The organism is Stenotrophomonas sp. C-A (genome assembly GCF_054030835.1).
Genome location: NZ_CM132916.1, coordinates 1,561,926 through 1,582,069, shown reverse-complemented (window position 1 = coordinate 1,582,069; position 20,144 = coordinate 1,561,926). Strand labels below are relative to the sequence as shown.

At 66.7% G+C, this 20,144-nt stretch carries 19 protein-coding genes; 14 read left to right on the top strand and 5 right to left on the bottom strand.

Going from position 1 to position 20,144, the window contains the following annotated elements; translation table 11 throughout:
• Positions 1–52: 52 nt before the first annotated feature.
• A complete protein-coding gene (locus tag ACW5IY_RS07465; protein WP_032127896.1) occupies positions 53–754 on the bottom strand; it encodes an FKBP-type peptidyl-prolyl cis-trans isomerase N-terminal domain-containing protein in 702 nt (233 codons plus the stop codon).
• A gap of 167 nt (positions 755–921) precedes the next feature.
• On the opposite strand from ACW5IY_RS07465, the gene ACW5IY_RS07460 reads away from it, so the two are divergent.
• Genes ACW5IY_RS07460 through nth form a run of 3 tightly spaced genes read left to right on the top strand, consistent with a single transcriptional unit; the run spans position 922 to position 2,754 of the window.
• Entirely contained in the window at positions 922–1,704 is a 783-nt protein-coding gene (locus ACW5IY_RS07460; RefSeq protein WP_049436515.1) for an enoyl-CoA hydratase/isomerase family protein, read from the top strand.
• A 4-nt stretch (positions 1,705–1,708) separates the two neighbouring features.
• Positions 1,709–2,062: a hypothetical protein gene (locus tag ACW5IY_RS07455; RefSeq protein ID WP_043402629.1), complete on the top strand. Its 354-nt coding sequence runs from the start codon at positions 1,709–1,711 to the stop codon at positions 2,060–2,062.
• Positions 2,062–2,754 (top strand): endonuclease III, encoded by a 693-nt coding sequence (gene nth, locus ACW5IY_RS07450; protein WP_049436514.1) that lies wholly within the window; start codon positions 2,062–2,064, stop codon positions 2,752–2,754. The genes ACW5IY_RS07455 and nth overlap by 1 nt, the downstream gene beginning before the upstream one ends.
• Positions 2,755–2,835: 81 nt before the next feature.
• Here the strand turns inward: nth and ACW5IY_RS07445 are convergent, their stop codons facing one another.
• The gene (locus ACW5IY_RS07445) at positions 2,836–4,068 is read right to left on the bottom strand and encodes a porin (protein ID WP_049436513.1); all 1,233 of its coding nucleotides are present in this window, start codon (positions 4,066–4,068) and stop codon (positions 2,836–2,838) included.
• 552 nt (positions 4,069–4,620) lie between these two features.
• Here ACW5IY_RS07445 and pstS (ACW5IY_RS07440) point away from each other — a divergent pair.
• The 11 genes from pstS (ACW5IY_RS07440) to rnt all read left to right on the top strand — a co-directional run bounded on the left by pstS (ACW5IY_RS07440) (position 4,621) and on the right by rnt (position 14,481).
• On the top strand, positions 4,621–5,637 hold the full coding sequence (gene pstS, locus ACW5IY_RS07440) for a phosphate ABC transporter substrate-binding protein PstS (RefSeq protein ID WP_049436512.1): 1,017 nt from the start codon (positions 4,621–4,623) through the stop codon (positions 5,635–5,637).
• Between the two features lie 614 nt (positions 5,638–6,251).
• Positions 6,252–7,340, top strand: a complete 1,089-nt coding sequence (gene pstS / locus ACW5IY_RS07435) for a phosphate ABC transporter substrate-binding protein PstS (RefSeq protein ID WP_049436511.1) — start codon at positions 6,252–6,254, stop codon at positions 7,338–7,340.
• An 82-nt stretch (positions 7,341–7,422) separates the two neighbouring features.
• Positions 7,423–8,391 carry a phosphate ABC transporter permease subunit PstC gene (gene pstC, locus ACW5IY_RS07430; RefSeq protein ID WP_049436510.1) on the top strand — a complete coding sequence of 323 codons (969 nt, stop codon included), beginning with the start codon at positions 7,423–7,425 and terminating at the stop codon, positions 8,389–8,391.
• Positions 8,391–9,254, top strand: coding sequence for a phosphate ABC transporter permease PstA (gene pstA / locus ACW5IY_RS07425; RefSeq protein WP_049436509.1), 864 nt, complete (start codon positions 8,391–8,393; stop codon positions 9,252–9,254). The genes pstC and pstA overlap by 1 nt, the downstream gene beginning before the upstream one ends.
• 19 nt (positions 9,255–9,273) lie before the next feature.
• Positions 9,274–10,104, top strand: coding sequence for a phosphate ABC transporter ATP-binding protein PstB (gene pstB, locus ACW5IY_RS07420; protein WP_005408788.1), 831 nt, complete (start codon positions 9,274–9,276; stop codon positions 10,102–10,104).
• A gap of 76 nt (positions 10,105–10,180) precedes the next feature.
• Positions 10,181–10,888, top strand: coding sequence for a phosphate signaling complex protein PhoU (gene phoU, locus ACW5IY_RS07415; protein ID WP_008265615.1), 708 nt, complete (start codon positions 10,181–10,183; stop codon positions 10,886–10,888).
• A 259-nt stretch (positions 10,889–11,147) separates the two neighbouring features.
• A complete protein-coding gene (locus tag ACW5IY_RS07410; RefSeq protein WP_019337649.1) occupies positions 11,148–11,504 on the top strand; it encodes a hypothetical protein in 357 nt (118 codons plus the stop codon).
• Positions 11,491–12,366 (top strand): HvfB family MNIO-type RiPP peptide maturase, encoded by an 876-nt coding sequence (locus ACW5IY_RS07405; protein ID WP_049436508.1) that lies wholly within the window; start codon positions 11,491–11,493, stop codon positions 12,364–12,366. Before ACW5IY_RS07410 ends, ACW5IY_RS07405 begins: the two co-directional genes overlap by 14 nt.
• Positions 12,359–13,114 carry an HvfC family RiPP maturation protein gene (locus ACW5IY_RS07400; RefSeq protein ID WP_049436507.1) on the top strand — a complete coding sequence of 252 codons (756 nt, stop codon included), beginning with the start codon at positions 12,359–12,361 and terminating at the stop codon, positions 13,112–13,114. Before ACW5IY_RS07405 ends, ACW5IY_RS07400 begins: the two co-directional genes overlap by 8 nt.
• A 26-nt stretch (positions 13,115–13,140) precedes the next feature.
• Positions 13,141–13,662 (top strand): HvfX family Cu-binding RiPP maturation protein, encoded by a 522-nt coding sequence (locus ACW5IY_RS07395; RefSeq protein WP_049411501.1) that lies wholly within the window; start codon positions 13,141–13,143, stop codon positions 13,660–13,662.
• A gap of 168 nt (positions 13,663–13,830) precedes the next feature.
• Entirely contained in the window at positions 13,831–14,481 is a 651-nt protein-coding gene (gene rnt, locus ACW5IY_RS07390) for a ribonuclease T (RefSeq protein ID WP_014036542.1), read from the top strand.
• A 125-nt stretch (positions 14,482–14,606) separates the two neighbouring features.
• Here the strand turns inward: rnt and ACW5IY_RS07385 are convergent, their stop codons facing one another.
• The 3 genes from ACW5IY_RS07385 to ACW5IY_RS07375 form a co-directional block, all read right to left on the bottom strand.
• A complete protein-coding gene (locus tag ACW5IY_RS07385; RefSeq protein WP_049436506.1) occupies positions 14,607–17,633 on the bottom strand; it encodes a ligand-binding sensor domain-containing diguanylate cyclase in 3,027 nt (1,008 codons plus the stop codon).
• 177 nt (positions 17,634–17,810) lie between these two features.
• Positions 17,811–19,220, bottom strand: coding sequence for an ATP-binding protein (locus tag ACW5IY_RS07380; protein ID WP_010486233.1), 1,410 nt, complete (start codon positions 19,218–19,220; stop codon positions 17,811–17,813).
• A 6-nt stretch (positions 19,221–19,226) separates the two neighbouring features.
• Entirely contained in the window at positions 19,227–19,955 is a 729-nt protein-coding gene (locus tag ACW5IY_RS07375) for a response regulator (RefSeq protein WP_005408779.1), read from the bottom strand.
• Positions 19,956–20,144: the final 189 nt, after the last annotated feature.

Sequence of the window (20,144 nt, the reverse complement as noted above, 5' to 3'; positions counted from 1 at the left end):
AAACAAAAACGCGCCGGTGGAATCACCGGCGCGTTTCGTTTACGGCTTCGATTTACTTGACGCTGACCAGCTTGATCTCGAACTGCACAGCCACGTTCGGCGGGAACGGGGTGCGCGGGTCGGCACCGTAGGCCTGGTCCGGCGGCAGGGTGACTTCCCACTTCGAGCCTGCCGGCATCTGCAGCAGGGTCTCGCGCATGGCCTTCATTTCGACTTCGCTGACCTTGATCGACGGAATCTGCTGGGCCGGGCGGGCTTCGGTCGGGCGCTGGCCGTACGGGAACGGACCGGCCACTTCCAGCTGCACGGTGCTGGCCTGGGTCGGCTTGGCGCCCTTGCCGGCTTCGATCACGCGGTACTGGACGCCGCTCGGCAGGGACTGCACGCCGGCCTTGGCCTTGTTCGCCGCGATGAACTGATCGCTCTTGGTCTTGTTTTCGGCAGCAGCCTTTTCGTACTCGGCCTTGGCAGCCTGGGCACGGCCCTGCTCGCGCTTCTGGAACGCTTCAACGGCCGGCTTCAGCTGGTCGGCGGTGATCGCCGGCTGCTTCTTGGCGTAGGCGTCCTGCAGACCCTTCACCACCGAGTTGATGTCCAGCTGCTCACCACGACCGGTCAGCTCCGCCAGGTTGTTGCCGTAGTCGTAACCGAAGTAGTAGCTCAGCTTGCCCTTTTCGGACGAGACGTCCTGGGCGAAGGCATTGCCCGTCAGGGCCAGGGCCGCGACGGCGACCGCGATAGAACGCAACTTCATCAAACAGTTCTCCAGGGGTGGTAACTCAGGGACGTTCTGCGCCGCCCTGAGGCGACGGGTTAGGATAACGGGCACAACGTGTAACCGCTACTCACGATGCAGGCTAAGACCCGTCTGCGTTGGCGGAGTTCAATCTCACTTTTTTTTAACGTTTCAGGAGTTTTCCCGTGGCCGATGCCCTGATCGCTGTCGCCGACGACGGCGCCATCCGCACCGTGACCGTCCAGCGCCCGGACAAGCTCAACGCCTTGAATGCCGCGACCCTGCAGGCGCTGGCCGAGGCATTCAGCGCCGCCGCTGCCGACCCGGACGTGCGCGTGGTGGTGCTGACCGGTGCCGGTCCGAAGGCGTTCGTGGCCGGGGCCGACATCGCCGAGATGAACACACTCACTGCGGTTCAGGGACGTGATTTCTCCCTGCTCGGCCAGGCCCTGATGCGCCAGATCGAGCGCATGCCCAAGCCGGTGATCGCGCGCGTGAACGGCTTCGCCCTGGGCGGCGGGCTGGAGCTGGCCATGGCCTGCCACCTGCGCATCGCTGCCGATACGGCCAAGGTCGGGCAGCCGGAGATCAATCTCGGCCTGATTCCCGGCTTCGGCGGCAGCCAGCGCCTGCTGCGCCTGTGCGGCCGCGCCGCCACCCTGGAGCTGTGCCTGCTGGGTGCACCGGTCAACGCCGCGCGTGCGCTGGAACTGGGCATCGTCAACGAGGTGGTGCCGGCCGACGCGCTGGACAACCGTGTGCAGGACGTCGCCCGCCAGTTGGCCCGCTCGGCGCCGCTGGCCCTGCGTGGCCTGCTGGATGCCGTACACGTGGGTGGCGAATGCAGCCTGGAGGCAGGACTGGAGTACGAAAGCGCGCAGTTCGGCCTGCTGTTCGCCACCGAGGACATGCGCGAAGGCACCAGCGCGTTCCTGCAGCGCCGTCCGCCGGCCTTCCAGAACCGCTGACGCCATGGCATCCCGACCCAACCCCGCGCAGCTGTTCGCCCGGGTCCAGGCAGACGATCTCGATGGTGCCCTGCAGGCAGGCCTGATGGACTACGTCGCCCGCGCCGGCGACGAACAGCTGCTGCCCGGCCACCCGGACCTTCCGCGACGCCTGCAGCAGGCGCAGCAGCAATTGCATACGGCCTGGGCCGCACGCGAACGCTACCGTGCGCGTGCGGTGCGGCTGGCACGGCGCGAAGCCGAGCGCGATGCACGCCGTACGCCGGCCCCGGCGCCGGACGTGAAACCCGCCCTGCCCGCCGCAGCCGCCGCCATCCTCGCCCGGGCCAAGGCCCGCGCCAGCGGCAAGGAGCAGTAATGGCCACCCTGAAGAAGACCGCACGCGCCCCGGCGCGGCGTGGCGGCACGATGCCGCGCGCCGACGTGGTGGAAATGTTCACCCGCCTGCGCGAACTCAATCCACACCCGAAGACCGAACTGGAGTACAGCTCGCCGTTCGAGCTGCTGGTGGCGGTCGCGCTGTCGGCGCAGGCCACCGACGTCGGCGTCAACAAGGCCACGCGCCGTCTGTTCCCGGTCGCCAACACGCCGGCGAAGATCCTCGCACTCGGCGAGGACGGGCTGAAGCAGTACATCGCCACCATCGGCCTGTTCAACGCCAAGGCGAAGAACGTGATCGCCACCTGTGCGATCCTGCTGGAGAAGCACGGCGGTGAAGTGCCGCGCGATCGCGATGAACTGGAAGCGCTGCCAGGCGTTGGACGCAAGACCGCCAACGTGGTGCTCAACACTGCGTTCGGCGAGCCGGTGATGGCGGTGGACACGCATATCTTCCGCGTATCCAACCGCACCGGCCTGGCGCCAGGCAAGAACGTGCGTGAAGTGGAAGACAAACTGGTGAAGGTGATTCCGGCCGAGTTCCTGCTCGACGCGCATCACTGGCTGATCCTGCACGGGCGTTATGTGTGCAAGGCGCGAAAGCCGGATTGCCCGGGCTGCGTGATCGCCGACCTGTGCCGGTTCAAGGAAAAGACCACGGCCGAGGCGTGACCGCGTTCGTGGTGTGACAAAACAAAGACGGCGGGCACAAGGCCCGCCGTCTTTGCTTGTAGACAAGGGTGCTTCAGGACATCAGAACGACAGGTCGCCCCAGACGCCGAATTCCTTGGTCTTGTCGTTCTTCTTGTCGCTGGCGTTGGCCAGGTGCGTGTACTTGTACACGGTCGACAGCTTGAGGTTCTTCATGACCGGGAACTCGACGCCGACGTTCCAGTACTTGTCGCTCAGGGTCGGGTCCAGGGTCTTGCTGACGTCGGTGTCATCGTAACGACCGAACACGTTGATGCCGCCGTCGGTGACGCGCACGCTGCCCCACACCGACCAGCCACTGGTCTTGTCGGTGGCAACGGTCATCACGTTGTTGAGGTTCTTGGCCTGGAAGTACTCGCCACCGACGCGGAAGTCGCTGCTGGCGTAGGCCACCATCGCATTGGCGCGGGTGTAGGTGTTCTCGGCGCTCTGGATGTCGGTCTCCTTGCCCAGCTTGCCGCTGTAGCCACCGATGGCAACCACGAAGTTCTCGTTCGGGGTATAGGCCGCGCGGCCTTCCACGTCCATGCCCTTGCTGCGGGTCGGGTTCTTGTAACCGGCGCCGGACACGACCGAGACCGCATAGTTGAAGTTGTTGCCCAGGTTGCCGAAGCCATGCAGGCCCCAGTCGGACGAGTTGCCGTACTTCAGGCGGTCGGTCAGGGTGTTCTCGACATAGCGCATGCCGTAGAACTTCTCGACGTACGGGATCCACGGCATGTCGGCGGCACCGACGCGCAGGTTGAAGGCCGGGTCGAAGCTGCCCTGCACGTAGGCCTTCTTGACGAACAGTTCGGTGTTGCCGATGGCCGAGCTGTACTGGAAGTCGGTGGTCAGGTTGGCCGACCAGATGTCGTTGAACTTGTGATCGACGGTCAGGTAGAAGCGCTTGACGTCCAGACCGGTGCCGCTGGCGGCGGTGTCCTTGCCGTTGCTGGTCTTGTCGATGTTGGTCAGGTCGAAGAACATGCGACCGCCGATCTTGTTGTCATTGACCAGCTTGGCCAGCTTGTCGACGCTGGTCTGGGTCTTCTGTGCACCTTCCAGGGCCTGCGCCTGAGTGATGTTCACTTCGGACTGCGCGTCGGACTGCGCCTGCAGCGCCTGCGAATCGTTCTGCAACTGCTGGACCTGGGCCTGCAGCGCAGCGATCTGTGCCTGCAGCTGCTGCAGCTGTGCCTGGGATACGCCCGAGCTGGCGGGGGCTGCGAAGGCGTCGGCGGAAACCAGACCGAGGCTTGCAACGACCGCGGCGGCGAGCAAATGGGAACGCATTTTGGATTTCTCCAGAGGGTTGGAATGGCTTGGGCAGAACGCCACGCCGGCAGGCCGGTCAAGCGTTTTGCGAACGTTCCGTTAAAACCATGACAACCGAATGACAGATTGAGCACCAACCACAGATTTCTTCGTGCGGTCATGCGTACGACTCATTTGTGGCTACATGCTTGTCGATCCCTTGCGGCATATGGCGTGACGTATCAGCGTCCATGCCCGGGCCGGTCGCCGCGCGACCTTCACCGGCATTGCTGGTTTCGTGTGGATGACGCGGCATCACTGCGGAATGCCGGGCAGGGTCGGCATTGACGACCGCACCGGACAGGCCATCAGCGACATATAGAACGTGATCGCAACCGGCTTACGTCCGTTTCCGGTGCATTGGCCATCACGTCGCCCGCAGCACTCAGAACCTTCACGCCCCTGCTGTGCGGGCACCGGGCAGCGCTGTAACGGTTGCGTCATACAACGGTCCCTGCGCTGTCATCGAACCGTTATGGAATGTGCGCCGGGCGGGTAACCCCGCATCCCAATCAACCCAGGAGCCACCCCGTGATCCACGCCTTCAAGTCGCGCGTTGCCGTTGCCGTCTTCGCAGCGTCGTCCGTGTTCGCCGCCAACGCCGCTGAAATCACCGGCGCGGGCGCCTCGTTCATCTACCCGGTGATGTCGAAGTGGTCGGCCGACTACAACGCCGCCACCAGCAACAAGGTCAATTACCAGTCGATCGGTTCCGGCGGCGGCATTGCGCAGATCAAGGCCAAGACCGTTGATTTCGGCTCGTCCGACGCCCCGCTGAAGCCGGAAGAGCTGGCGGCTTCGGGCCTGGCGCAGTTCCCGTCGGTGATCGGCGGCGTGGTGCCGGTGGTCAACGTGGCCGGCATCGCCCCGGGCGCGCTGAAGCTGGACGGCACCGTGCTGGCCAACATCTTCCTGGGCAAGATCAAGACCTGGAACGACCCGGCCATCGCCGCGCTGAACCCGGGCGTGACCCTGCCGAGCGCCAAGATCACCGTCGTGCACCGTTCGGACGGCTCGGGCACCACCTTCAACTTCGTCAACTACCTGTCCAAGGTCAGCCCGGAGTGGAAGAGCTCGGTCGGTGAAGGCACCTCGGTCCAGTGGCCGGCCGGCATCGGCGGCAAGGGCAACGAAGGCGTTGCCGCTTACGTGAAGCAGATCAAGGGCGGCATCGGCTACGTCGAACTGTCCTACGCGCTGCAGAACAAGCTGTCGTACACCGCGATGAAGAATGCCGCCGGCCGCTTCGTGCAGCCGAGCGACACCTCGTTCGCCGCCGCCGCTGCCAGCGCCGACTGGGCCAGCGCCAAGGACTTCTACCTGGTGATGACCAACGCCCCGGGCGCCGAGTCCTGGCCGATCACCGCCACCAACTTCATCCTGGTGCACAAGAAGCCGAAGAACGCTGCCAACGGCAAGGCCACCCAGGAGTTCTTCCGCTGGGTCTACAAGAGCGGCGACGCCCAGGCCCGCCAGCTGGACTACGTGCCGCTGCCGGACAGCCTGGTCCGCCAGATCGAGACCTACTGGACGCAGAACCTGAAGTAAGCAAGCGCGTTCCCCCGCAGGAACGGGATCGGCGGGTCCTCTCTCCCCCGCCGATCCCGCCCAGGGCGCGAGATCCTCGAGATCTCGCGCTCTTCTTGTATTTTCGGGGTTGGTCGCGAAGAGCGTTTGCGCCTTCGCTGATCCGTGGGTGAGTCAGTGGGCCAGGGCGTGCAGGACACGCCGTAAACCCGTCACTGGGGGCTCGGCCACGGCATCCATGCCGTGGACGGTCCTGCACGCTCTGGCCCACCGCCTCTCGACACTTCACCGGGGGGCGCGGTGGGGTCATGGAAGGCAGGAGCAAAGGCAGGAGCGTTTGTAGAGCCGAGCCCACGCTCGGCTGGGTGCTGGAGCGTGCGGACCAACGGTCCGCACCTACCGAGGGCAGGGAGCAGTCGAGCATGGCTCGACTCTACAAGAGCCAACCGGCCGCCATACCGGTGCGCAGATCCGGGTTCTTCTGAGGCCTTCTCGATCTGGGCCAACCCTGTGAAACCCTTGTCAGAACGTGATCCAGGACACCTCTGTCATGGTCGTAATACGGCTGTAACAAAAACATCATTTCATAGCCGCATCCGCCGACACCGTCGGCTCTACCCCGCTATGGAGTGACCATGAAACTGCACTCGGCCGGCCTTGCCGCCCTTTCCCTGGCCATCGCCCTGGGCCTGTCGGCCTGCGGTGGCGACAAGCAGGCCGCGCAGCAGCCGGCTGCCGACGGTGCCGCTGCCCCGGCCGCTGCCGGTGCCAAGGTGACCGCCGAAGTGTCCGGTGCCGGCGCTTCTTTCATCTTCCCGCTGGTCTCCAAGTGGTCGGCTGACTACAACGCCAGCACCGGTGCCAAGATCAACTACCAGTCGATCGGCTCGGGCGGCGGTATCGCCCAGATCAAGGCCGGCACCGTCGACTTCGGTTCCTCCGACAAGCCGCTGAGCAGCGAAGAGCTGGCCCAGGCCGGCCTGGCGCAGTTCCCGTCCGCCATCGGCGGCGTGGTGCCGGTGGTCAACATCGAAGGCCTGGAAGCCGGCAAGCTGCGCCTGAGCGGCGCCCTGCTTGCCGACATCTTCCTGGGCAAGGTCAAGACCTGGAACGACCCGGCCATCGTCGCCGCCAACCCGGGCGTGAAGCTGCCGGAAGGCAAGATCACCCTGGTCCACCGTTCGGACGGTTCGGGCACCACCTTCAACTTCTCCAACTACCTGTCCAAGGTCAGCCCGGAGTGGAAGAGCAAGGTCGGCGAAGGCACCTCGGTGCAGTGGCCGGACGGCGTCGGTGGCAAGGGCAACGAAGGCGTTGCTTCCTACGTGAAGCAGATCAAGGGCTCCATCGGCTACGTCGAACTGGCCTACGCCCTGCAGAACGGCATGCCGTACACCGCCATGCAGAACGCGGCCGGCAACTGGGTCGCGCCGAGCGCGGAAACCTTCGCCGCCGCGGCCGCCAGCGCCGACTGGGCCAGCGCCAAGGACTTCAACCTGGTCATCACCAACGCTCCGGGCGAGCAGGCGTGGCCGATCACCGCCACCAACTTCATGCTGATGCAGAAGCAGCCGAAGGACGCCAAGCGCAACCAGGACACCCTGGCCTTCTTCAAGTGGGCCTTCGAGAACGGCCAGGCCCAGGCCAACGAGCTGCACTACGTGCCGCTGCCTGCCGAACTGGTCAAGCAGATCGAGGCCTACTGGGCGACCGACCTGAAGTGATGGACACGACGGTGCCCGCCCCGCGCGGGCACCGCCTCTTCCACGCCGTGCCGCCCCGCCCCTTCCTGGCCCTGCCGTCCCCATGAATGCCATCGCCCAGCCTGTAGCAGCCCCGTCCACGCGTGATACGCGTGATGCCCGCAATGACAAACTGTTCCGATGGGTGCTGGTCGGCACCGTCATCTTCGTCCTGATCGCCCTGGCCTGCGCCGCACTGTCGATGCTGTGGGGCGGCCGTCATGCCCTGCAGATGCAGGGCCTGAGCTTCTTCTTCTCCGCTGACTGGAATCCGGTCGAAAACAAGTTCGGCGCCCTCGCCCCGATCTACGGCACCCTGGTCACCGCGCTCATCGCGATGGTCATCGCCGTGCCGGTCAGCTTCGGCATCGCCTTCTTCCTCACCGAAGTCGCGCCGCGCTGGCTGCGTGGTCCGATCGGTACCGCCATCGAACTACTGGCCGGCATTCCCTCGATCATCTACGGCATGTGGGGCCTGTTCGTGCTGGTGCCGGTGATGACCGAGTACGTCACTCCGTTCCTCAACGAAACCCTGGGCGAATGGCCGATCATCGGCCCGATGTTCCAGGGCCCGCCGCTCGGCATCGGCATGCTCACCGCCGGTTTCGTGCTGGCCATCATGGTCATTCCGTTCATCTCCTCGGTGATGCGCGAAGTGTTCCTGACCGTGCCGACCCGACTGAAGGAATCGGCCTATGCGCTGGGTTCCACCAAGTGGGAAGTGAGCTGGGACATCGTCCTGCCCTACACCCGCTCGGCGGTGATCGGCGGCATCTTCCTCGGCCTCGGCCGCGCTCTGGGCGAGACGATGGCGGTGGCGTTCGTTATCGGCAACAGCGTGCGCCTGTCGCCGTCGCTGCTGGAACCGGGCACCACCATCGCCGCGCTGATCGCCAATGATTTCGGCGAAGCCACTGAAACCTACCGCTCGGCCCTGCTGCTGCTCGGCTTCGTCCTCTTCATCGTCACCTTCGTGGTGCTGGCCATCGCCCGCCTGATGCTGATGCGCCTGTCCCGCAAGGAGGGCAACTGATGTCCACCACCGCTGATTCGCTGTACCTGCGCCGCCGCATCGGCAATGTCATCGCCATCGCCGCATCGTGCGCCACCGCCCTGTTCGGCCTGTTCTTCCTGGGCTGGATCCTGTTCACCCTGGCCTCCAAGGGCCTGGCCGGCATCAACTGGGATCTGTTCACCAAGATGACGCCGCCGCCGATGCAGGAAGGCGGCCTCGCCAACGCCTTCTTCGGCAGCGCGGTGATGTGCGCGCTGGCGATCGGCATCGGCACCCCGCTGGGCGTGCTGGCCGGCACCTGGCTGGCCGAGTACGGCAACGCCCGCAAGGCCGGCACCGTGGTCCGCTTCGTCAACGACATCCTGCTGTCGGCGCCGTCGATCGTGCTCGGCCTGTTCGTCTACACCCTGTACGTGATGCAGACCGGCGGCAACTTCTCGGCGTTCGCCGGTGCCCTGTCACTGGCCTTCATCGTGCTGCCGGTGGTGGTGCGTACCACCGACGAGATGCTGCGCCTGGTGCCCTCGCAGATGCGCGAGGCGGCCCTGTCGCTGGGTATCCCGCAGTGGAAGGTAATCGTGCAGGTGCTGTACCGCAGTGCATCGGCCGGCATCATCACCGGCATCCTGCTGGCGCTGGCCCGCATTTCCGGCGAGACCGCGCCGCTGCTGTTCACCGCCTTCGGCAACCAGTACTGGAACAACAACATCTTCCAGCCGATGGCCTCGGTGCCGGTGGTGATGAACCAGTTCGCCGGCAGCCCGTATGAATCCTGGCAGGTGCTGGCCTGGGCCGGTGCCCTGGTGCTGACTGTCTTCGTGTTGCTGGTCAGCCTTGCCGCCCGCGGCATCCTGCTGCGCAACCGTATCTCCCATGACTGACCTTTCCGTGGATAACGCCATGAACGACCTTTCCAACGCCGTGCCGATGCAGCGCATCGCCGTGCCGTCCTCGCACGAGAGCCTGCACACGCCGTCGCCGGTGAAGCTGGCTGCGCGTGGACTGGACTTCTACTACGACAAGTTCCACGCCCTGAAGGGCATCAACCTGGAAATCCCGGAAAAGCGCGTGACCGCGCTGATCGGTCCCTCCGGTTGCGGCAAGTCCACGCTGCTGCGCATCTTCAACCGCATCTATGCGCTGTACCCGAAGCTGGAGGCGCGCGGTGAAGTGCTGCTGGACGGCGAGAACATCCTGTCGCCGAAGTACCCGATGAACCGCCTGCGCAGCAAGGTCGGCATGGTGTTCCAGAAGCCGGTGCCGTTCCCGATGACCATCTTCGAGAACGTGGCCTACGGCATCCGCCACCACGAGAAGCTGAGCAAGGCCGACATGGCCGACCGCGTCGAGCAGGCGCTGCGCCAGGGCGCGCTGTGGGACGAAGTGAAGGACAAGCTGGGGCAGAGCGCACTGGGCCTGTCCGGTGGCCAGCAGCAGCGCCTGTGCATCGCCCGTGCCGTGGCCCTGCGCCCGTCGGTGCTGCTGCTGGACGAGCCGACCTCGGCGCTGGATCCGATCTCGACCAGCCGCATCGAGCAGCTGGTGGAAGAGCTCAAGCACGAGTACACGATCGTGATCGTCACCCACAACATGCAGCAGGCCGCGCGCGTGTCCGACTACACCGCCTTCATGTACCTGGGCGACCTGATCGAGCACGACCGCACCGAGGTGATCTTCTCGCAGCCGTCGCAGCGGCAGACCGAGGACTACATCACCGGTCGCTTCGGCTGAAACGGCAGTCGAGCGTGGCTCGGCTCTACAGACAACGGCAGTCGAGCATGGCTCGACTCTACAGAGTGGAACAACCATGAATCTTCCCAACGACCACATCGTCAAGAGCTACGACGAAGAGCAGCAGCGCCTGGTGGCCGAAATCGTGCGCATGGGCGAGATGGCCGTCGCCCAGCTCGAAGCGGCGATGGACGTGATCGAGAAGCGCGACGAGAACGCTGCCCATCGCATCATCGCCAACGACGAAGCGATCGATGCGCTTGAGCAGCAGATCAGCCACGACGTGATGCGCCTCGCGCTGCGTGGCCCGATGGCGCGCGACCTGCGCGAGATCCTCGCCGGCCTGCGCATCCCCGCCGACATCGAACGCATCGGCGACTATGCGGCCAACGTCGCCAAGCGCTCGATCGCGCTGGGCAAGGTGCCGCCGCTGCCGCAGATCCAGGGCCTGCGCGCACTGGGCCGCCTGGCCGCGCAGCAGGTGCGCCGCGCCATTGCCGCCTACCGCGACAACGACGCCGACGCCGCACTGGCACTGCGCGAGGACGATGCCCGCCTGGACGCGCAGTACACCGCGCTGTTCCGCGAGCTGCTGACCTACATGATGGAAGACCCGCGCAACATCACCCCGTGCACGCACCTGTTGTTCATGGCCAAGAACCTGGAGCGCGTGGGTGACCACGCCACCAACATCGCCGAGAACGTGTGGTTCCTGGTGCACGGCGAGCAGCCGCTGCCGCCGCGTGAAAAGCGCGACGAGACCTCCAGCACCGGCCAGCCCTGACGCTGCACTGCAACACCGGAGTCGACTCCAAGGTGGCCGCTGTCCTAGTGACAGCGGCCTTCCTGTTTCTGGGCGTTCCACCCGCGTTGTGGGCGCCGGGCTTGCCCGGTGCGAATCTTCCGGATGCTTCTGTAACAAACCTCACGAAAATTTGAGGTCTTGGCGAGGATTCGTTGAGTAGGATCGCTGCACCATCGTTTCCACCGGCATCCCTGCCGGCCACTCGGGCACCCGCCCACACCACCCAGGAGCACGACCGATGAGCAGTTCCAACAAGACCCTGTCCCTGCTGACTGCTACCGCCCTGGCCGCCGGCCTGGGCATGACCGCCAGTGCCTCGGCGCTGAGCATGAGCGACCTGGCCCAGGGCTATCTGGTGGCCGGCCAGGCAGCCAAGGCCAGCACCGATGCCAAGGCAGCAGATACCAGGATGGCCGCCGACGCGACCAAGCACGCCGAAGGCAAATGTGGTGCCGACGGCAAGAGTGCCGAAGGCAAGTGCGGCGCCGACAAGGGCAAGGCCGCCGGTGCCGCGGCAGGCGCCAAGGCCAAGACCGGCGACAAGAAGGCGGCCGAGGGCAAGTGCGGCGAAGGCAAGTGCGGTGCCAAGCACTGACGTCCGCGCCAGCGCCGTCCACCTGCGGTCGCCGCTTCATGCGGCGGCCGCCGGGTTGGGGCTGCGCAGGGCGCTGCTGCAGGATCTGCGCGATGCACCGGCGGGCGACTTCGATTTCCTCGAATGCGCACCGGAGAACTGGATCCATGTCGGTGGCCCCGCTGGGGATGCGCTGGCCGAACTGGCGCAGCGCCATCCGTTGAGCTGCCACGGCCTGTCTTTGTCGCTGGGCGGCAGTGCGCCGTTGGATACGCAGCTGCTGGAACAGGTCGGCCAATTCCTGGAAAAGCACCGTGTGCCGCTGTACAGCGAGCACCTGAGCTACTGCAGCGACGACGGCCACCTGTACGACCTGCTGCCGATTCCGTTCACCGACGAAGCGGTGCGCCATACCGCCGCACGCATCGCCCGCGTGCAGGACCTGCTGGGTCGCCGCATCGCGGTGGAAAACGTGTCCTACTACCTGGCACCGGAGCCGGCAATGGACGAACTGGCCTTCACCAAGGCCGTGCTCGCCGAGGCCGACTGCGACCTGCTGCTGGACGTCAACAACGTCTACGTCAACGCCTGCAACCATGGCTACGACGCCGACGCCTTCATTGCCGGGCTGCCCGCAGAGCGCATCGTCTGCCTGCACGTGGCCGGGCACCTGGACGAGGCACCGGACCTGAAGATCGATACCCATGGCAGCGCGGTGATCGACCCGGTCTGGGAGCTGCTGGCGCGTACCTACGCGCGCATCGGCCCACGCCCCACCCTGCTCGAACGCGATTTCAATTTCCCGCCCTATGCAGAACTGCAGGGCGAACTGCAGACCATCCGCCGCCTGCAGGCCGCGCACGCCGGGGCTGCACATGGCTGACGCCACCGACACCCTGCGCGCGCAGCAGCACGCGTTCACCGCTCACCTGCGCGATCCACATGCGGTGCCTGCACCGGCCGGCCTGGAGCCACGCCGGGTGGCGGTGTACCAACGGCTGCTGTTCAACAACCTGCTCGGCCTGTTGAGCAACGGCTTCCCGGTCTGCGTGCGCCTGCTCGGCGAACCGGCCTGGAGCGGACTGGTGCGCCAGTACTTCGCGACCCATCGCTGCCAGACGCCGCTGTTCACCGAACTGGCCGCCGAATTCGTGCAGTGGCTGCAGGCCCAGCCACAGCTGCCGCACCCGGCGTTGGCCGAACTTGCTCATTACGAGTGGGTGGAAACCGCGCTGTACCAGCTTCCTGCCGAGCCTCTGCCTGCGCCAGGTGGCATCGACCCGCTGCGGGTGCCGCTGCAGCGCTCGCCACTGGCATGGCCGCTGCTGTATCAGTGGCCCGTGCACCGGCTCGGTGCCGAGGACGCACCGTCACAACCGCCGGCGGAACCGACCGGCCTGCTGGTTCGTCGCGAGGCCGATGGCGAGGTGCGCTTTGCCGTACTCAGCCCGCTGGCGGTGTACCTGCTGTCCAGCATCGGCGAACACCCTGGCCTCGATGGCCATGGCTACCTGCGGCACCTGGCCGCCGCGCACGGCCTGGCCGAGGACGCGCTGGCCGGACCCGGTGCCGCGCTGCTGCAGCAGTTCCTGCAGGCCGGCGTGATCGGCCCGCTCGCAGTCCCCGGCTGACGCCCCCTTCCCCCGGAGAATCACCGTTGAACCTCCCGACCCTGGCCGCCGTGCGCGGCCAGCTGGACCGTCTCGCCCCCTGGTTGGCCCCGCTCGGCCTGCGCCTGCTGCTGGCCTGGGAATACTTCGAATCCGGCCGCGAAAAACTGCACGGCCAGAACTGGTTCGCCGACCTGCAGGATGCCTTCCCGTTCCCGTTCGACCAGCTGCCGGCCACCCTGAACTGGCAGCTCGCCACGTGGTTCGAACTGATCGGCGCGGCCTGCCTGCTGGTTGGATTCGGCACCCGGTTTGCTGCGGCCAGCCTGCTGGTGCTGACCGTTGTAGCGACCTATGCGGTGCATTGGCCGATGGAGTGGAACTCGCTGTCTGACCTCGCCATGGGCTACGCGATCACTGACCAGGGCTTCGGCAACTTCAAGCTGCCGGTGCTGTTCATGGCGATGCTGCTGCCACTGATCTTCACCGGCGCCGGCAGGCTGAGCGTGGATGCGTGGTTGGCGCGGTGGCAGCCATCGGGCACGACGGCACGGCCCGCAGTCCGGTAAATGCCGACCCTGGTCGGCGCGCACCGTGCCAACCAAGGTTGGCACCTACCGGAATCCTGAGCGTGCGGTGCCCGGTAGGTGTCGACCTTGGTCGACACACGACCACGCAGGGAACCCATGCACAGAAGGCTGGCCGGGCGCTCAGGGTCGCTCTGCTAGAATTCACGCATGACTGACCCCACGCCCGCACCTGCCGCCGCTCCCGATTCCGCAGTACCCCAGGCGCAGCGCGCGATGTCACAACGCTTCCGCGGCTTCCTGCCGGTGGTGGTGGATGTGGAAACCGGCGGCTTCGACAGCCAGCGCAACGCCCTGCTGGAAATCGCTGCCGTGCCGATCGAGATGGACGAGAACGGCCTGCTCTACCCCGGCCAGACCGCCAGCGCCCACGTGGTGCCGGCCGAAGGCCTGGAGATCGACCCGAAGTCGCTGGAAGTGACCGGCATCATCCTCGACCACCCGTTCCGGCTGGCCAAGGAAGAGAAGGCCGCGCTGGACCACATCTTCACCCCGGTGCGTGCGGCGATGAAGAAATACGGCTGCCAGCGCGCGATCCTGGTCGGCCACAACGCCCATTTCGATCTCGGTTTCGTCAATGCGGCGGTGGCCCGGACCGGTCACAAGCGCAATCCGTTCCATCCGTTCAGCGTGTTCGACACAGTGACCCTGGCCGGCATCGCCTACGGGCAGACCGTGCTGGCACGTGCGGCCACGGCCGCCGGGCTGGGTTGGGATGCCAACGAGGCGCACAGCGCGGTGTATGACACCGAGCAGACCGCGCGGTTGTTCTGCACCATCGCCAACGCCTGGCCACGCTAAGGCAGCGCTTTCTGTAGAGCCGAGCCATGCTCGGCTGCGCCTTTTTCCGCGCTGTCGCGCTGTAGTCGAGCATGGCTCGACTCTACCGATCGATAGAGGCATATCCACGCCACGCGTGGATGTGATCAACCGATGCTCGTGCGATCGCGGCCGTCGCTCTTGGCGCGGTACAGCGCGCGGTCTGCGCGCTGGTACAGCAGCGCCGGGGTGCGGTCGTCGGCGTCCAGCTCCACCAGCCCCGCGCTGAAGGTCACGCGCAGGCCGTCAACACCGGCCCAGTCGGGGTGGTCATGGAACAGGCCGCGCAGGCGTGCGCACAGCTGTGCGGCTTCCTCCAGGCGGGTGTCGTTGAGCAGCAGCGCGAACTCTTCGCCACCGGTCCGCGCGGGCAGGTCCGAGTCGCGGCTGGCGGCGGCGATCAGCCGCGCCACCTGCACCAGCACCGCATCACCGATGCTGTGGCTGTGGCGGTCGTTGACGTCCTTGAAGTGGTCGATATCCAGCACCACCAGGCACAGCGGATGACCACTGCGCTGCGAACGCGCGAAGTCGCGGGCCAGGGTTTCATCGAAGGCACGGCGGTTGGCCAGGCCGGTCAGCGCATCTTCGCGGGCCTGCCGTTCGAAGGCCTCGGCCTGGCGTGCCAGACGCTCGGCCAGTTCGGTCTTTTCCTGGTTCAGCGCCTGCAGGTGCACGGTCTTGGCCTGCAGGTCGAAGGTGGCTTCATCCACCCGCCGCGCCAGGCGCAGGTTGCTGGCCTTCAGCTGCTGCAGCAGCAGGCGGTACAGCGCCACCAGCCCGGCCAGCAGCAACAGTCCACCCAGCCCCTGCACACTGCGTCGCTGCCACCAGAACGGCTCCACGGTGAAGCTCCATACCGCTTCCTGCTGGCCCCAGCTGCCACTCGGATGGGCAGCGGCCACGTGCAGGGTGTAATCGCCCGGCGGCAGGCCGACGAACTCCACGCTGCGCTGCGGGCCGCGTTCGACCCACCCCGCATCCAGGCCATCCAGCCGCGTGCGGTAGCGGATCCGGTCAGACATCAGGTAGCTCAGGCCGACATAGCTCACCGTCAAGCGGCGGCCGCCGGGAATGTAGTTGCGGTCCGGGCCCTCCCAATGCACCGGTGCGCCATCCACCTGCACGCTTTCAATCGCTGCCGGCGGTGAAAGGCGCTCGCGGAAGCGCTGCAGGCGTTGCGGGTCAACGGTGCTCAGGCCTCCGGCGGTGACCACCCAGAACGTGCCGTCCTGGCGCAGGATCGCCGATGGCCCGGAGCTGCCGTTGGCCTGCGCGTTGGCCATGCCGTCGATCTCGTTGTAGCGCTCCACCATCACCCGGGGTGCGCGGCCATCGGCCACGGCGTTGAGGGTGGCCATGTCGGTGCGCAGTACACCGCGGTTGCTGCTGATCCACACATTGCCAAGGCGATCCGGCACCAGCTGGAACACCGCATCCACCGGCATGCCCTGCTCCAGCCCCACCCGCGCCAGCGTGCTGTTCCGCCAGCGGTACAGGCCGCGGTCGCTGCTGATCCACATCGCGTCGCCCAGCTGATGGAAGCCGAACACGCTGCGGCCACCGCCCAGCGGCGCCAGGTCGATCGACTGCACGTGGTCGCCGCGCAGCACGCGGATTCCCTCGATGGTGCCGATCCACAGGTTGCCCTGATGATCGTGTTCAAGCGCGGTGATCAGGCCGCCAGGCATGCCCGGGACGTTCGATACCTGCACGCGGTCACCGTCGATGCGGACCACGCCCTTCTGCGTGCCGGCCCAGACCACGCCCTGCGGGTCCACGCTGATCGCACGGATGTTGCCACCCGGCATGCCATCGGCTGCGGCATAGTTGTGCCGCAGCCGGCCGTCACGACCAAGACGGTAGACGCCATCGCCGAACGTTCCGACCCACAGGTCACCGTCCGGGCCCTGCGCCAGGCTGAGCACCGAAGGTGCCTTGCCGCCGCGGTTGTGCAGCGGCATCGCACGGAAGTGGCCATCGGCGGTCTGCAGATCGAGGCCGCTGGCACTGCCGACCCACAGCTGGCGGTCGCGGTCCTCGAACACGGTGCGCACATAATCACCACTGAGGCCATCGCGCTCGGTGTAGCTGCTGAACAGCGTTTCGCGCAGGCGGTACAGTCCACCGTTGGCACCGACCCAGATGCTGCCCTCGGCATCCTCGCGCAGGCTGACCACGCGTCCACCCGGCAGGTTCAGGCCCGCCGGCAGCCGCTCCAGGCCATGCGAGGAGATCCGCAGCAGGCCCTGGTTCTCGGTGCCCAGCCACAGGTCTCCATGGCGATCCTGCAGCATCGAGGTCAGGTGCAGCTGGCCCGGCAGGCGGTGCATCAGCACCAGCTGATCATCTTCCACGCGGTACAGGCGCTCGCCGGCGACGATCCACAGCGCGCCGTCCGGAGCGCGGTACGGCCACGACAGGCCACTGCCGGCGCCCAGCCCCCACGCCGCGGGCGCCCGCTTGAGCACGCCGTCGTTGTCGCGCAGCACCAGCCCGTCCAACGTACCGGCCCAGACCCGGTCCTGCGCATCGACCACCAGCTTGGTGAAGCTCATCGCCATCGGCAGGTCGGCGGCCGGCGCCTGGTAGACGATGCCGGTGTCCGGCGTCAGATAGCCGATGCCCTTGCCTTCATAGAGCAGCCACAGGCGGCCCTGGCTGTCCATCTGCATGGACTGGATCAGTACCTGCGGGGTATCGGCCTGGTGCTCCCAGACCCGCCACTGGCCATCGTTACCGCGGTGGCTGACGTTGCCGCGCGAATCACTGATCCACAGCCCACCCTGACGGTCGACGAACAGCGCACCGATGCCGTTGTCACGCAGGCCCGGGCGGGTGCTGCGGTCGAACACGGTGAAATCGAGGCCGTTGTATCGCACCAGGCCTTCCCAGGTGGCGAACCACAGGTGGCCTTCGGGGGTCTGCGCGATGTCGCGCAGCGAGTTGTGTGGCAGGCCGTTGCGCGACGTCCATACATCGATGGCGTAATCGCGCAGCGGCGGTGCCCCCTCCTGCGCAGCCACCGGCAGTGCAAGGGCCAGCAGCAGCCACAGCAGGCCCTGTCGCAGCCATCGACCGATACCTGATCCGCAGCGCTCCGCCCAGCGCCCGATGTCCCCCTGTCCGGCCATCAGTGCAGCGGCGGCGGCCAGGCAGGGCTGCCGGGCCTGGCAGCATGCGGGAACTGCCAGGCAGCGCTGAACGGCATGCCGGCGGGAACGGGCTGGCTCATCGGGGGGAAACTGGGAAGATGCGCAGATGATAGGCCAAACCCGGCCCACGGCGTCACCATCGCCAGCCGCGAAGACTCAGCCCGCGCGCCCCGGCGGCGTTACCTGTGCACTGGCCGGCCACTGCACTACCGCCTCCAGCCCGCCTTCGGCGCGGTTGCGCAGCCACAGCCGCGCGCCATCCTTCTCGGCCAGAGCGCGGGCGATGGTCAAGCCCAGACCGGCGCCGCCGGTTTCGCGCGAACGCGAGGTCTCCACCCGCACGAACGGGTCGAACACGGCTTCCAGCTGATCCTCGGCCAGGCCGGGGCCGTCGTCGGCCACCACCACGGTGATCGCGCCGCCACTGCGCTCGACCCGTACCCGCACCCGGTAGGCATACATCACCGCGTTGTCCACCAGGTTGGAAAACAGGCGGTGCATGGCCAGCGGACGCAACATCAACACCGCTCCGCTGCCCCCTTCGAAGACGACATCACCGCCGCCCTCGGCGGTGTCTTCAACGATGCTCTCCAGCAGCGAATCCAGGTCCAGTGCGGCACGCTGCTCGGCGCTCTCAGCGCTGCGCGCCAGCTCCAGGCCTTCGCGCACCAACGCCTGCATCGCGGCCAGATCGCCGATCAGGCGCTCGCGCAGTACCTCGTCGCTGACGTTCTCCAGGCGCAGGCGCAGGCGGGTCAGCGGGGTCTGCAGGTCATGGGTGATCGCCGCCAGCATCTGCGTACGCTCGGCCAGGTGCCGCTGCAGGCGATGCTGCATGGCGTTGAAGGCTTCGGCGGCACGCTGCACCTCGCGCGGCCCGCGCAGCGGCAGGGGATCGCGCTGCAGGTCGTCGCCCAGGTCTTCGGCGGCGGCCGCCAGCTCCTGCAACGGCGCGCTGGCGATGCGCGCGACGATGTAGGCCAGCACCGCGATCGCCAGCACCAGCAGGGTCAGGAACCACGGATCAACGGCGAGGATGCCGTTGTGCGCCACCGCCGGCGAATCCAGCGCCAGCTTCAGCAGCGTGCCGTCGTTGAGGGTCACGTCGACCGCACGGCACTTGGGCGGGATGAATGCCGGATCACGCTCGCGCGGGTGCTTGCGATGCCCGGGCGGCGGCGGCGGCAACAGGTCCTGCAGCTTGGGAATGCAGGAGCGGAACGAAGCAAAGTGCACATGTGCGCGTGCGACCGGCCCCGGCCGGTCATCCAGCACTTCCATCAACGCCGTGTCGGCCCGCCCCAGGCGTGCGCCGGGTTGCAGCGCGCGCACGCTCGGCCCACCGATTTCGAGCAGGCGTTCACGCAGTTCGGGATTGCCGTCGAGCAGGTTGACGTAGCCCTGCAGGCGGTCGGCGATGCGGTTCAGGTTCTGCCGCTCGAACTCCTGCTGGCGCTTGGAGGTGGCCAGCATGGTCGCGCCGATCGCGGCCACGCTCATGCCCAGCAGCAGGATCACGAACAATCGCCCGACCATCGAGGACAGGAAATGGCGCAGGCGCTTCATCGCGGCTTATTCCAGGTTCACCGAGGAGGCCAGTACATAGCCTTCGTTGCGTACGGTCTTGATCAGTCCGTCCGGGCCACCATCGTCGCCCAGCTTGTTGCGCAGGCGGCTGACCTGCAGGTCGATGGCGCGGTCCTGTGCCTCGTAGTTGCGGCCGCTGCTGAGCGCGACCAGCTGCTCGCGCGACAGCACCTTGTTGGCATGGGCGATGAACACCCGCAGCAGGCGGAACTCGGCGCCGGACAGCACCACCACGCGATCGTCCGGGTCCACCAGGTGGCGATGCTCCAGATCGAACACCCACCGCGAGAAGCGCGCACGGCGCACCGCCAGCGGCTCCAGGTTGGCCGGCAGCGCCTCGGTCCGGCGCAGCACGTTGCGGATGCGCGCCAGCAGCTCGCGCGGTTCGAACGGCTTGGCCAGGTAGTCGTCGGCGCCCATTTCCAGGCCCAGCACGCGGTCGATCGGCTCGGCGCGTGCGGTCAGCATGATCACCGGCGTGTTCGAGCGCGCGCGCAGGTCGCGGCACAGGGTCAGTCCATCCTCGCGCGGCAGGTTGAGGTCCAGCACGATCAGGTCCACATGCTCGCGGTCCAGCAACTGGCGCATGGCGGTGCCATCGGCAGCCGTACTCACCTGGTAACCGGCACGGCCGAGCTGCTCGGCCAGCAGGGTGCGGATGTCGTTGTCGTCGTCGACGATCAGCAGTCGATGCATCGTGTTTTCAGTCTCCATGTCGCGATCATCCCGTGTCGGCAGCTGAACCGCATCCGGGGCAATGCGTACCAGTGTATCCACCCATGGGCGGGATACCTGTGGTTACGCGTATTCACCGACAGTGTTACATAGAGACATACCCCGAGGATTGAGCCGCCCATCGCCCGGTCTTCACAATGCCCACCAACGCCGCCACCGCGGCCCCGA